Source organism: Methyloversatilis sp. (genome assembly GCF_030698125.1).
GTDB lineage: Bacteria > Pseudomonadota > Gammaproteobacteria > Burkholderiales > Rhodocyclaceae > Methyloversatilis.
The window spans coordinates 51084-64999 of record NZ_JAUYNV010000057.1; the positions used below are offsets into that span (position 1 = coordinate 51084).

Annotated in this window: 10 protein-coding genes; 5 read left to right on the forward strand and 5 right to left on the reverse strand. The window is 65.8% G+C overall.

Going from position 1 to position 13916, the window contains the following annotated elements; translation table 11 throughout:
• Window positions 1–31 precede the first annotated feature (31 nt).
• The 5 genes from Q8Q80_RS18825 to Q8Q80_RS18845 all read left to right on the forward strand — a co-directional run bounded on the left by Q8Q80_RS18825 (window position 32) and on the right by Q8Q80_RS18845 (window position 8994).
• Window positions 32–5680, forward strand: a complete 5649-nt coding sequence (locus Q8Q80_RS18825) for a CHAT domain-containing protein (RefSeq protein ID WP_305634384.1) — start codon at window positions 32–34, stop codon at window positions 5678–5680.
• Window positions 5677–6252 (forward strand): D-Ala-D-Ala carboxypeptidase family metallohydrolase, encoded by a 576-nt coding sequence (locus Q8Q80_RS18830; protein WP_305634385.1) that lies wholly within the window; start codon window positions 5677–5679, stop codon window positions 6250–6252. The genes Q8Q80_RS18825 and Q8Q80_RS18830 overlap by 4 nt, the downstream gene beginning before the upstream one ends.
• 40 nt (window positions 6253–6292) lie before the next feature.
• Window positions 6293–6856, forward strand: coding sequence for a hypothetical protein (locus tag Q8Q80_RS18835; protein ID WP_305634386.1), 564 nt, complete (start codon window positions 6293–6295; stop codon window positions 6854–6856).
• A 102-nt stretch (window positions 6857–6958) separates the two neighbouring features.
• Complete coding sequence (locus Q8Q80_RS18840; protein ID WP_305634387.1) at window positions 6959–8314, forward strand: ATP-binding protein; 1356 nt, start codon at window positions 6959–6961, stop codon at window positions 8312–8314.
• Window positions 8311–8994, forward strand: coding sequence for a response regulator transcription factor (locus Q8Q80_RS18845; protein ID WP_257093392.1), 684 nt, complete (start codon window positions 8311–8313; stop codon window positions 8992–8994). Before Q8Q80_RS18840 ends, Q8Q80_RS18845 begins: the two co-directional genes overlap by 4 nt.
• 26 nt (window positions 8995–9020) lie before the next feature.
• On the opposite strand, the gene Q8Q80_RS18850 is transcribed toward Q8Q80_RS18845, so the two are convergent.
• The 5 genes from Q8Q80_RS18850 to arsB form a co-directional block, all read right to left on the reverse strand.
• Window positions 9021–9794 (reverse strand): RNA methyltransferase, encoded by a 774-nt coding sequence (locus Q8Q80_RS18850; protein WP_305634388.1) that lies wholly within the window; start codon window positions 9792–9794, stop codon window positions 9021–9023.
• Window positions 9791–10258 carry a CopD family protein gene (locus tag Q8Q80_RS18855; protein WP_305634389.1) on the reverse strand — a complete coding sequence of 156 codons (468 nt, stop codon included), beginning with the start codon at window positions 10256–10258 and terminating at the stop codon, window positions 9791–9793. Before Q8Q80_RS18855 ends, Q8Q80_RS18850 begins: the two co-directional genes overlap by 4 nt.
• 91 nt (window positions 10259–10349) lie before the next feature.
• The gene (gene ahpF, locus Q8Q80_RS18860; protein WP_305634390.1) at window positions 10350–11939 is read right to left on the reverse strand and encodes an alkyl hydroperoxide reductase subunit F; all 1590 of its coding nucleotides are present in this window, start codon (window positions 11937–11939) and stop codon (window positions 10350–10352) included.
• A 95-nt stretch (window positions 11940–12034) separates the two neighbouring features.
• The gene (gene ahpC, locus Q8Q80_RS18865; protein ID WP_257081736.1) at window positions 12035–12598 is read right to left on the reverse strand and encodes an alkyl hydroperoxide reductase subunit C; all 564 of its coding nucleotides are present in this window, start codon (window positions 12596–12598) and stop codon (window positions 12035–12037) included.
• A gap of 301 nt (window positions 12599–12899) precedes the next feature.
• On the reverse strand, window positions 12900–13910 hold the full coding sequence (arsB, locus tag Q8Q80_RS18870; RefSeq protein ID WP_305634391.1) for an ACR3 family arsenite efflux transporter: 1011 nt from the start codon (window positions 13908–13910) through the stop codon (window positions 12900–12902).
• Window positions 13911–13916: the final 6 nt, after the last annotated feature.

Genomic DNA, 13916 nt, shown 5'->3' on the forward strand with positions numbered 1-13916 from the left:
GACACAAGAACAACAGCAGGAGGTCAGGTCAATGAAGCAGTCGAAATACGAGCGTTTCAGCATCCGCGCGCGCAAGGGCGCACCGGTCAGCACACCATCCGGATCGGAAGTGACGTTCACACCGCTGGGCGCGGTGCAACCCGGCGGAAGTCGCGGCGCCACGGCGGCCGAACCGGCCGTCATACCGGCTGATGCGATTGCCCGGGTCACGCTCGACAACGGCTTCGAGCTGTGGATACGCGCCGACGACCTGATGCAGGAGGCCGGCGCGAAGGCCGAAACGCGCAGCGATGGCGAAGTGCTGTGGGACATCGGCGACCTGAACGCACACACCCCGGGCAGCCGCGGGCTGGGCAGCGCACTCGGTCTGGCGACCCGGGTGATCGAATTCTTCGGCATCGACCTGAAGGACAAGGCGCAGGAATTCGTCGCCCGCCGGCTCGCGACGCGCTTCGAGCGGAAAATCCTCGGGCGCGAGCCGGGGCTGTACCGCTGCGACATCGAAAACGCTGCGCTCGGCGCGAAGATCGACCGGGTCGAGGCGACCGACGACAAGCCGCTGCTGGTGTTCCTGCATGGCACGGCGTCGAGCTTCGACGGCAGTTTCGGCAAGCTGGCGGCTGACGACAATCCGCGCGGCAACACCGCCTGTACGCGGCTGGCCAGTATCTATGGCGAAGGCATCCATGCCTTCGAACACCGCACGCTGACCGTGAGCCCGATCCAGAACGCGCTCGAACTGGCCGAATCGCTGCCGCAGGGCGCCACGCTGCATCTGGTCAGCCACTCGCGCGGTGGCCTGGTCGGCGAGTTGCTGTGTCTGGGGCAACGTGTGCGCAGCAGCGATCCCCTTCGCGCCGAAGTGCTGAAGCGGCTGTTCGTCGGCGACGTATCGATCGCGCAACAGCTGAACATCGAACCGCTGGACGAAGCGGGCGAAAAGCGGCTGAAGGAAGACTACGCCGCCGACCGGGACGCGCTGCTGAAGCTGGCCGAAGTGCTCGATGTGAAGCAGTTCCGGATCACGCGCTTCGTGCGCGTCGCCTGCCCGGCCATGGGCACCACGCTCGCCTCCGGTCGGCTGGACCGCTGGTTTTCGCTGCTGCTCAACGCCAGCCGCATCGCCGGTCTGCAGCATGTGCCGCTGGCACCCGAGGCGCTCGACTTCATGGCGGCCGTGCTGCGCGAGCGCACCGACCCGCGCGTGCTGCCCGGCCTGGAAGCGATGATGCCCGGCTCGGCCGTCGTGCGCCTGCTGAACCATCCGGAAACCCGCACCGAGTCGGATCTGACGGTGATCGCCGGCGACATCGAACGTGGCCACTCCATCCTGTCGGCGCTGAAGGTGTTCGTGACCGACTGGTTCTACAAGGGCGAACACGATCTGGTGGTGAATACCGGATCGATGTTCGGCGGCATCACGCGCCCGGAACACGGTGCCCGGCAGCAGATGGACAAGGGCGACGCGGTCAATCACTTCAGCTACTTCCACAATGCGCGCTCGGTCGACTGGCTGCTGCAGGGTCTGACCCGCGCAGACGGCTCCGACGCGGGCTTTCGCCCGATCAGCGAGCGGCCGCCGACGCCGCCGGCCTGGCGCAGCGCGATTGCGCGCAGCCGCGCCGGCGGGCTGCCGAAACCGCTGGCCGTCGTGCTGCCCGGCACGATGGGCAGTTCGCTGAAGGCCGATGGCGATCGCGTCTGGCTGAACTACAGATCGCTGGCGTTCGGCGGGCTGGAAAAAATCGGCATCGACGCGGCACAGATCGAGGTCGATGGCCTGATCGACAGTTTCTACGCGCCACTGCTGATGCATCTCGCGCAGACCCACCGGGTCGAGTTCTTCGCCTACGACTGGCGTCATTCGGTGCAGGTGGCGGCCGCGCAGCTGGCCGAACAGCTCACGCTGTGGTTGCCCGACCTGCAGGCGCACAAGCAGCCGCTGCACATCGTGGCGCATTCGATGGGCGGTCTCGTGGTGCGCGCCATGATGGCCGACCGCAAGGGCGCCGAAGTGTGGCGGCGCATCTGCGAGTTGCCGAACAGCCGCCTGTTGATGCTGGGCACGCCCAATCATGGCTCGCACGAGGCGGTGCGCTGGCTGACCGGACGCAATCCGACGCAGTTCAAGCTGATGCTGCTCGATCTGCTGAACAGCCGCGACGGCATCATCGACATCGTCCGGCGCTATCCCGGTCTGGTCGAACTGCTGCCCTTCCCTGCCGACGGATCGGCGCTGCGCTATGACGACCCTGCACTATGGGCCGGCCTGCGCGAAGGCCTCGGCGAACGCTGGAAGCTGGCCGATGAAGGCGTGCTGCGTGGCGCACGGCGCACCTGGGACGCGCTGGCCGGCGCGGTCGATGCGCAGCACATGATCTATGTCGCCGGCGTGCAGCCGGAAACCGTGTGCGGTCACGAACTGATCGACGACGACGGCGCCTTCCGCTTCAACCGCCGCAAGCTGGTGTTTCCGCACACGCCGGAAGGCGACGGCACGGTCACCTGGGCGTCCGGCCGCCTGCCGGGCGTGCCGATGTATTTCGCCGAGGACACCGCACACGACGCACTGTGTTCATACGACTTCGGCCGCAAGACCTTCGCCGGCTACACCGATCTGCTGCTCAAGGGCTCCACCACGCGCTTGCCGCGCAGCATGGGCGCGGCGCGCGGTGCGCGTGCGGCGGGCGCAGGCGGCTCGCACAGCGCGTCGGCCCCCGCCCTTGACTCAATCCCGACGGCGGCCGAAGTCGAGCATCTGGGTTTCGGCCCCGGCAGTCCGCTGCCGTCCGAAACCCCTGCAATGCCCGGACTCGAGGTACAGCTCACCCACGGCGACCTGAGCTACGTCAGGCATCCGCTGATGGTGGGCCACTATCTGGGCGACAGCATCGTCAGCGCCGAACGGGCACTCGACAAGCAGCTCACGCGTCCCGGCGAGTCGGCCGGACCGCTGACGCAGCGCATGGACCTGGGCCTGTATCCGGGGCAGATAGGCAGCAGTGCGCTGTTCTACAACGACACGCCCGAAGCGCGTCCGATCGCGGCCATCATCGTGGGTCTGGGCGAACTGGGCACGCTGTCACCCGGGCGGCTCGAATCCACGGTGTCGGACGCACTGCTGACCTACTGCTTCGAACTGGTGCAGATGCCGGAGGCGAAACGTCCGATGCGCGCCGCCGACATGCGTTCGATGGGGCTGAGCACGGTATTGATCGGCAGTGGCGCCGGCGGCATGACCTTGCGCGATTCGATCGAGGCGCTGCTGCGCGCGGTCGTGAATACCAACCGCCGGCTGATCGACGCGGGGCTGGGCGACCGCATCTACCTGTCGAAGCTGCAACTGATCGAATTGTTCCAGGACGTGACCATCAATGCCGCCGATGCGCTGGATGACGTGCTGGCGTCGGTCGACTTCGGCACCGACGTGCGCTGGCCGGAACAGACCGTGCATGCCGGCGACGGCGGTCGCCGGCGGGTCAGCTTCGACAGCGACGGCGACTGGTGGCACCGGCTGGAAATCAGCACCGACCCGGAAGACACGCGGCTGCGCTTCGTGTCGTCGACCAACCGCGCGCGCGCCGAGGAAACCATCGGCCTGGGTCAGCTGTCGCTGGCCGGCAAGTTCATCGAGCGCGCCTGCACGCAACCGGGCCGCAATCGCGAAGCGGCGCGCACACTGTTCGACATGCTGCTGCCCAACCGGCTCAAGGAGCTGGCACCGGAAAATCACAACCTGTTGCTGGTGCTCGACGAAAAATCGGCCGCCTACCCGTGGGAATTGCTGGAAGATCGCTGGGCGACCAACCCGCTGCCGCCGGCCGCCCGCAGTGGCCTGCTGCGAGCGCTCAAGACAACGGAGTTCCGGGCACAGCCGGTGCACGGCACCGAACTGTCGGCGCTGGTCATCGGTCACCCCGATCTGGAAGGCTGGGACAAGTTCATCGACCTGCCGGGCGCACGCGACGAGGCGCAGCACGTTGCCGGATGCCTGACCGAACTGGGCTACCAGACCGACGCCTGCATCGACGCCACCCATACCGACATTCTCGAAAGCCTGCACCGGCGCCGCTGGCGCATCCTGCATCTGGCGGGTCATGGCGAACATGACTATCGGGTCGAGGGCCACCACGGCGCACCGACGTCGGCCGGTGACAAGCCGCTGTCGGGCATGGTGATCGGCCACGGCGTGTTGCTGACGCCGGGCGATATCGAACAGATGCGCTATGTGCCGGAGCTGGTGTTCATCAACTGCTGTCACCTTGGCAAGACACGCTCGCTGGACAAGCAGGCCTTCCCGGCGCTGGCTGCCAATCTGGGCGTGCAGTTCATCCGCATGGGCGTGAAGGCGGTGGTGGCGGCCGGTTGGGCGGTCGATGACGATGCCGCCAAGACCTTCGCCGCCACGTTCTACCAGCGCATGCTGGCCGGCGACAACTTCGGCGAGTCCGTGCGGGCGGCGCGTCGCGCCTGCGTGCAGCAGCATCCGCAGTCGAACACCTTTGGCGCCTACCAGTGTTATGGCGATCCGGGCTTTCGCCTGCTGCGTGCGCAGGGCGGCGGTTCGCGCTCGACCGCCCGACCGGCCGGGCCACTGCATTCGCATGCCGAACTGGTCAGCCATCTCGACAACCTGCGCGAATCGGTGCGCATGCAGTCGTCCGCGACCGACGTCGGCTGGCTGCAGGGCACCGTCGACGCACTGTTCGACCGCGTGCCCGATGCCGGCCGCGAAAAGTGGCTGGCCCGCGCCGATGTGCGCGCCGCGCTCGGTTTTCTGTGGGGCGAGGTGGGTGACTACGCGCGGGCGATCGAACATCTCGACGCGGCGCTGTCTGCCAGCAAGGGCGATTGCCCGATCCGCGTGGTCGAGCAATGCGCCAATTTCCGCGTTCGGCTGGCTGGACGACGCTGGTCCGAATCGCTCGCCGGAGGCGTGCCGGACGAAGCCCTGCGCGAGTCGCTGCGCACCTCGATCATCGCCGCAATCATGGAACTGGACCTGCTGATCCAGCGTGCCCGGACGCCGGAGCGCCTGAACATGATGGGGGCCGCGTGCAAGCGGCTTGCGTTGGTGACCACGGCGCAGGAGCGCCAGGAATCGCTGGTCAATATGGCCACCTACTACCGCGACGCCTTCGAAATGGATGGTCGCAGCAGCGCCTACCCCTTCGTGAACAGTGCGCTGGCCGACCTGCTTGCCACGGCTGGCGACGCGGATTACACACCGCTGTGGGCACGCGACGCGCTGCTCAGCGAGGCGGAACGCATCCGTGTCGCCTGCGAGGCCGAGTATTGCGACGAGCCCGGCCTGTGGCTGGCGACCGGCATCGCAGATTGCCGGCTGCTGTCGATGATCATCGAAGCGCTGCCGGCGCCGCCCGACAAGCCCGCCGGCAAGCGGTCACGCGCGCCGGCCCGCAAGCCGGCGAAGCGCACGCCAGCCCGTGATGACGCCGTCGATGAAAAATTCGACCGCGTGCTGAGCGAGTACCTGAACGCCTTCCGTCGCGGCGCCAGCCCGCGCGAACGTGCGTCGATCGCGGAAAACTTCGATTTCCTGGTCGCGCTGCTCGATGGTCCGGATGCTGCGCCGTCGGTGCGCAGTGACGACAGCCGGCTCAAGCCGGTGATTTCGGCACTGGTCACCATGCGCAACCGTTTCCGGGAGCTGCCATGAGTGACCGCGATCTGGCCAGGGTGGCGCTCGGCGCGCTGCACATCGCCGGCTGCCAGCCGCGTGACAAGGTGTCGCCGCATTTCCGGCTGTACGAACTGACACGCTCCGACATCGCATCGCGTCAGGGCATTCCGAACTGCTTTCCGTCGGATGCCGAGTTCCGCGCGGCGGTACATCTCGCGCGCGAGGTACTCGAGCCGGTGCGGGCGAAGTTCGGCAGCTTTTCGCCGAACAGCGTGTTCCGCAGCCAGGCCCTCGAACGCGCCCTGAAGCGCAAGCCGTCGAGCTGGGTCAGCAGCAGCCAGCATGCGCGCGGTGAAGCATGCGACATCGAAATCGTCGGTGTCGCCACGATCGCGCTTGCCGAGTGGGTGGCGGCGCACATCAAGGTATTCGACCAGATCATCTGCGAGTGCTACGACCCGGCCAAGGGCCCGAATTCGGGCTGGGTGCACGTGTCGCTCCGCGCCCCGGGCGGCGCGCCGAACCGTCGACAACTGTTGAGCTACGTGCGTGACCCGCGCTCCGGCGCCTATCGTTACGTACCGGGACTGACCAGCGATACGGCATGATGCGGCGGATCGAACCTGCTTTCCTGCCGCACCGCTCGCCATGACCACTTTCCTTTTCAGCGGTCACCTGATGGACCGTCCCGACCGCGTGACGCCGCGCTTTCCGCCGGCAATGGAACCCGCAGCAGCCGCCGCGATAGCCGCCGCGCTGGACCGCCACGGCGCAGCTGCCGGCGACATCGCGTTCAGTCAGGCCGCGTCCGGTGGCGACCTGCTGTTCCTGGAAGCGTGCGTCGAACGCGGAGTGAAACGCCACATCCTGCTGCCTTTCGACATCGCCACCTTCGAACAGACATCGGTCAGGCCGTCTCTGCACGGCGAAGGCTGGGTCGAACGCTATCGCCGGGCACTTGCGGCACCTGGCGCAACAGTGCAGGAAATGGCGTCAGCGCTCGGCCCGCTGGCCGATGGCCGCGATCCATACGAAGCCTGCAATCGGTGGCTGATAGACGAAGCGCTCGCGCATGCTGGCGGCGCACTGTGTTTCATCTGTCTGTGGAATGGCGACGGTCCGGAGGGCCCGGGCGGTACGGCTCACATGGTGGCCGAGGTCGGCGCACACGGCGGCCTGATCGAGCATATCGACACGCGTCTGCTCGCCTGACGCGGAGCCGCGAATCCGGGCTGGCGCAAGGGAAACAAGCGGGAACATTTCCCGGCGACCTTCGCATTAGCATGCAAGCCCTGCCTCGACCGGATTACCCGCATGAGTCTGCGCATCAGACTCACCCTCATCATTGCGTCGCTGATGACCTTGCTGGTCGTTGCCGACAGCGTACGCAGGCTGTACGACGCCCACGATGACGCAGTCGCCGAGATGGAATCGGTGGCCCGGCTTGCGCACGCGCTGCTGCCCAGCGCGCTGTCGCCGCCGCCGGTCGGCGTCAGCGCCGAAGCCCTGCTCGCCAGCATCCAGCTCACCCGCGAACTGAGCAGCCTGCGCCACCTGACGGTGGAAGTGCGGGCGGCGAGCGGACAGCTGATATTGAGCTCGCGCAGCGGCCCGGAACAATCCGCGCCCTTCGCACTGGGCTGGATGGGCGAGCGTTTGCGCAACCGTACGCCATTGCGCAAGGACATCCTGGTGGGCCAGCAGGTCATCGGCTACTACCTGCTGGTGCCCAATGCCGACGACGAATTGCGCGAGATATGGGACGACTACGTCAAGCAGACATCGATGGTCGCCGCGATCGGGCTGATTGCCTGCCTGATGGTGTTCTGGGCGGTCGGCCGGGCGCTGCATCCGCTGGGCAGCGTGATGCGTGCGCTGTCGGCGATCGGCGAAGGGCGGCTCGACGCGCGGCTGGAAAACGTCGGGCCGGGCGACCTGGCACCGCTGTCGGAATCGTTCAACAGCATGGCGTCCACCCTTGAAGCGGCGGTCGACGAACGCGCGCGGCTGCTGCGCAAGCTGATCACGCACGAAGAAGAGATCCGCCACGCGCTGGCGCGCGACCTGCACGACGAGCTGAGTCCGTATCTGGTGGCCATTCACCCGCATGCGCGGCTGCTGGCGGACGCCTGCGAAGGCCGGCCGGAACTGGCAGAACATCGCGAATCGGCACACTGGATGTCGGAACAGGTCGGCCACATGCTGCGTCTGGTGCGCAATCTGCTCGAACACCTGCGCCCGCCCGACATCGAAGAGCTGGGTCTGGGGCATGCGCTGCGCGAACTGGGCAAGCAACGCAGCCGCTGTGCCGACGCGGCCCAGGTGAATTTCGATCTGCACGAGGATCTGGGCCAGCTGTCGGCGATGCACGACATCACGCTGTACCGCATCGTGCAGGAGTGCATGACCAATACCGTCAAGCATGCGCGCTGCACCCGCATCGACATCCGGCTCGACATCGATCCCGCCGCGGGCCGGGTATCGCTGCGCGTACGCGACGATGGCGAGCCGCGACCGCACGCCACACCCGATAGCGGCTTCGGTCTGGTCGGCATGCGCGAACGCGCACTGGCGCTGGGCGGTGACTGCCGCGCCGGCCCGCGCCCCGAAGGTGGCTGGCAGGTTGATGCCTGGCTGCCGCTGAAAACTTCGCTACAGGAAAAATCATGAGCCTCCACAGCCCGATCCGCGTTCTGCTCGTCGACGACCATGCCGTCGTGCGCGCCGGCTACCGTCGCTTTCTCGAACACAACCGGGCCATGGAGGTGGTCGGCGAAGCCGGTACCTCGGACGAGGCCTATCAGCTGTTCCGAATGCTCAAGCCGGACGTGGTGGTGATGGACATTTCGCTGCCCGGTGCCAGCGGCATCGAAGCGACGCGGCGCATGCTGGCGCTGGACAACCGCGCCCGCGTGCTGATGTTCTCGATGCATGCGCAGCCTGCGTTTGCGCGCCAGGCACTGGAAGCCGGCGCGATCGGTTTCCTGACCAAGGACACCGAACCCGAAGCGCTGGTGCAGGCCGTGCTCGCCGCGGCGCAGGGGCGACGCACGCTCAGCCCGCGCGTGGCCGAACAGCTGGCGCTGGACAATGTGATGCCGGACGAGAAGCGGCTCGACGTGCTGACGCCACGCGAATTCGAAATCTGCCGTCTGCTGCTGGCCGGCATGTCGGTCGACGAAATCGCCGACGCACTCAAGCTCAGTCCGAAGACGATATCGAACCGCATGAGCGAAATCCGCCAGAAGCTCGACGTGCGCAGCGATGTCGAACTGGTGCGCCTGGCCACTGCCGCCGGACTGGTGCCGTGGGCGGCGCGACCGGACGCAGCAGGCGATTTCGGACAATGAGCCGGCAGTGAGCGGTCACTGAGCGGTCAGCACGTCTGGCGCTGACGCACCTGTTCGAACAGGCAGACTGTCGCCGCCATGGCCACGTTCAGCGACTCGGCTGCGCCGGGCATCGGAATCCGTATCGCATCACTGGCCAGTACGCTGATCGCCGGCGACAGCCCTGCGCCCTCATTGCCGAACAGCCAGGCGACCGGTCCGCGCAGGTCCAGGGCATAGGGCGATATCTGCGCATCCAGCCGCGTTGCGACGACCTTGCCTGCGAAGCCTTGCAGTAGCCCGGCCACGTCGCAGTGTTCCCGGATGCGCAGGCTGAAATGGGCGCCCTGCCCGGCGCGCAGCACTTTCGGACTCCAGGCCTGGGCGCAACCGGTGGTCAGCAGCACGTCCGCGACACCGGTCGCCCAGGCGGCGCGCAGCAGCGTGCCGAGGTTGCCGCTGTCCTGTACCGCGTCGAGCACCAGACAGTCACCGCGCACCGGTCCGGACGCTCCGGGAATATCGATCAGGCCGAGCAGACCGGTCGGCGTGTCGGTCGGACTCAGTTCGTCGAACAGGCCATCGGCGAGTAACAGCACTGCGTCGCCGTGCTCCGCCAGCAGCGCCGACACCTCCGGATGATGCAGGGCACGTTCGGCAACGATGGCGAGCGACGGCCGGTGCCCGGCGTCCAGCGCACTGCGGAACAGGTGCAGGCCGTCGATCAGCGTGCTTGAGGTGTCGCGCCGCTCCTTCGACGACGTGGCGAGCTTGCGCAGCTGCTTGAACTGCGGATTGTCGCGTGACTGGATGTGCTTCATCCGGCAACCAGCCAGCGTCCCAGCGTCGCCGTCGCGATGGTGACGAAACCCAGCACGGTGTTGAAGCCGACCAGCTTGCGGATCTGCGCCAGCGCGGCGCCGCCGGCCGGCCAGTCGGATGCATCGACCGCGCGCAGAAGCCGCCGGTACGGCGCGAAGAAGACGTGCATGAAAACGGCCATCATGACCAGACCCGCGGCCAGCATCAGATGCCAGTGCAGCGGTGCATCCTTCATGCCGACCGCCAGCATCATGATCAGACCGCTGGCAAGGATGACTGCGACGGCCGCCCATACCCACGGGAAGAAGCGGCCGAACACCGCGCGCCACAGACGCAGCCGGGCCGGCGGCTCAAGCTGGACCGCCGCGACCGGGCGCAGGCAGACATAGGCGAAGAACATGCCGCCGACCCAGATCGAGACGGCGGCGATGTGGAAGAACAACAACAGGGGTGTGAGCGACATGGCAGCGGATTCCGGTAACCGTCCGCCGCGGCGCCATGCCGCGGACGGACAGCCGGCATCTTACCGCCGCCTGTCCATGCCGCCCGCAGCGTCAGGCCGCAGCGGCCGCTTCCGGCGCCGAGTGGCGGATCAGGTAATCGAACGCGCTGATTGCGGCCTTCGACCCTTCACCCATGGCGATGATGATCTGCTTGTACGGCACGGTGGTCACGTCACCGGCCGCGAACACGCCCGGAATCGACGTTTCGCAGCGCGCATCGATGTCGATTTCGCCGTACCTGGTCAGCGTCATGGACGAACCCTTCAACCATTCGGTGTTCGGCACCAGACCGATCTGGATGAATACGCCTTCCAGATCGACATGGTTCAGCTCGCCGCTCGTGCGATCGATGTAGTTCAGGCCATTGACCTTCTTGCCATCACCGACGATGTCCTTGGTCTGCGCGTGCGTGATGACCCGGACGTTCGGCAGGCTGTGCAGCTTGCGCTGCAGCACAGCGTCAGCGCGCAACTGCTTGTCGAACTCGATCAGCGTCACGTGACCCACCACGCCGGCCAGATCGATGGCTGCCTCGACGCCCGAATTGCCGCCACCGATCACGGCCACATTCTTGCCTTTGAACAGCGGACCGTCGCAATGCGGGCAGTAGGCCACGCCGTGATTGCGGTATTCGCGCTCGCCCGGCACGTTGATTTCGCGCCAGCGCGCACCGGTCGACAGGATGACCGAGCGGCTCTTCAGCGTGGCACCGCTGGCCAGCGTCAGATGGATGTATCCGTCGCCCGAATCCGCTGCCGGCACGAGCTTTTCGACCCGCTGCAGGTTCATCACGTCGATGTCGTAAGCCTTCACGTGCTCTTCCAGCGCGGCGACCAGCTTGGGGCCTTCGGTTTCCTTCACCGAAATGAAGTTCTCGATGCCCAGCGTATCCATCACCTGACCGCCGAAGCGCTCGGCGACCAGCCCGGTGCGGATGCCCTTGCGCGCGGCGTAGATCGCCGCTGCCGTGCCGGCCGGTCCGCCGCCGACGACCAGCACGTCGAACGGCGCGCGCGCCGAAACCTTTTCGGCTTCGCGCTCGGCGACCTTGGTGTCCAGCTTCGGCAGGATTTCCTCGATCGTCATGCGGCCCTGACCGAAGTGCTGACCGTTCAGGAAGATCATCGGAACCGCCATGATCTGGCGCTCTTCGACTTCCTTCTGGAACAGCGCGCCGTCGATCGTGACCGCGCTGACGCGCGGGTTCAGCACCGCCATCAGGTTGAGCGCCTGCACGACGTCCGGGCAATTGTGGCAGGACAGGCTCATGAAGACTTCGAAGTGGAAGTCGGCGTCGAGCGCCTTGATCTGGTCGATCACTTCCTGCTCCACCTTCGGCGGATGCCCGCCCGCCTGCAGCAGCGCCAGCACCAGCGAGGTGAATTCATGGCCGAGCGGAATGGCGGCGAAGCGCAGCTTCATGTCGCCACCCTTGCGGTTGATCGAGAACGAGGGCTTGCGCTCGTCGTCGTCGCGCTGCTCGACCAGCGTGATCAGGTTCGACAGTTCGGCGATTTCCGCCAGCAGCGATTGCAGTTCGCGCGAAGCATCGCTGTCGTCCAGCGACGCCACCAGCTCTATCGGGTGGACAAGCTTCGTGAGGTAGGCCTGCAACTGGCCCTTGAGGGTGGCATCGAGCATGGTCTGTTCAGCTTCCTGTTTTCGGACTGACAAAATGAAACGCCCGGGCCAGGCGAATGAAACTCCTGGACCCGGGCGCGTGCAACGGTGAAGCTTTAGATCTTGCCGACCAGGTCAAGCGACGGGACCATCGACTGCGCGCCCGGCGTCCACTTGGCGGGGCAGACTTCGCCCGGGTGCGACGTCACGTACTGGGCCGCCTGCACCTTGCGCAGCAGTTCCTTCGCGTCACGACCGATGCCGAGTTCTACGATTTCAGCCATGCGGATCTTGCCTTCCGGGTCGATCACGAAGGTGCCGCGCAGCGCCAGACCGGCTTCTTCGATCATGACGTCGAAGTTGCGGGTGATGGCACCGGTCGGGTCACCAATCATCGGGTACTTGATCTTGCGGATGGTGTCCGACGCATCGGCCCAGCCCTTGTGCACGAAGTGCGTATCGGTCGAAACCGAGTAGATTTCGCAACCGATCTTCTGGAATTCGCCGTACATGTCGGCGAGGTCGCCCAGTTCGGTCGGGCACACGAATGTGAAGTCGGCCGGGTAGAACACGAATGCCGACCACTTGCCCTTCAGGTCTGCTTCGGTGATGTCTACAAACTTGCCGTTGTGGTAAGTGGTTGCCTTGAAGGGTTTGACGGTTGTTCCGACGAGGGACATCTGTATTCCTTTCTTTCTTCGTGGGTGGAGGAAAACATCTTATTTTCTAACCGAGCGGCCTGAATTTTAGACTTAATCTAAAACTATTTCCACCCGTCACACACCGGGAGGATCAGCGCCTGCAGACACTCCGGATGGCTTGCCGGCTGAGTTGCGGATCGCGTCCGCAATTCGATTGTACCCAATATATAAACGCATGCAGTAACCCTGCAAACCTACGTCGTCGCCGTCGCACTTTGGGGCACGTCATCCCCGGATCAAGACCTCACTGCAGAAATCCGGTTCCGCAAACGGCGATGACTCAGGCCGGGAAGCGGTGCCTGTTCCGGTTGGTGAAGGCCACCAGCGACAGCATCACAGGCACTTCGACCAGAACGCCCACCACCGTGGCCAGCGCAGCGCCGGAGTGCAGGCCGAACAGCGAAATCGCCACTGCAACGGCCAGTTCGAAGAAATTCGAGGTGCCGATCAGGCAGGCTGGCGCCGCCACGCCATACGACAACTTCATGCGACGCGCTGCGATGAAGGCAATGGCGAAAATGCCGTAAGTCTGGATGATCAGCGGAATCGCGATCAGGCCGATCACCAGCGGTTGTGCCCGGATCGTCTCCGCCTGGAAGCCGAAAAGAAGCACGACCGTGGCCAGCAGACCGACGATGGAAGCCGGTTTCAGGCGCGCCACGAAACGCGTCAGTGCAGCACCGTCGCGCAGCATGCGCCGCGTCAGCACGCCGGCGACCAGCGGCAGCACGACATACAGCACTGTGGACAGCAGCAGCGTTTCCCAGGGCACGGCCACATCGGTCACGCCGAGCAGGAAGGCCGCAATGGGCGCGAACGCGAACACCATGACCAGATCATTCACCGACACCTGCACCAGCGTGTAGGCCGGATCGCCCTTCGTCAGCTGGCTCCACACGAAAACCATCGCCGTACAGGGCGCGACACCGAGCAGGATCATGCCGGCGATGTATTCGGTGGCCGATTGCGGATCGACCCAGGGCGCAAACAGATAGCGGAAGAACAGCACGCCGAGTGCCGCCATCGTGAAGGGCTTGACCAGCCAGTTGATGACCAGCGTGAGCACCAGTCCCTTTGGCCGGCGACCGACATCGCGCACGGCCGCGAAATCGATCTGGATCATCATCGGGTAGATCATCACCCAGATGAGCACCGCGACCACCAGATTGACGTGCGCGAATTCGAGCGCCGCAACCGCCTCGAATGCGCGCGGCGCCAGCAGGCCCAGGCCCACGCCCGCCGCAATGCACGCCGCCACCCAGATGCTCAGCCAACGTTCGAACAATCCCATGACGCG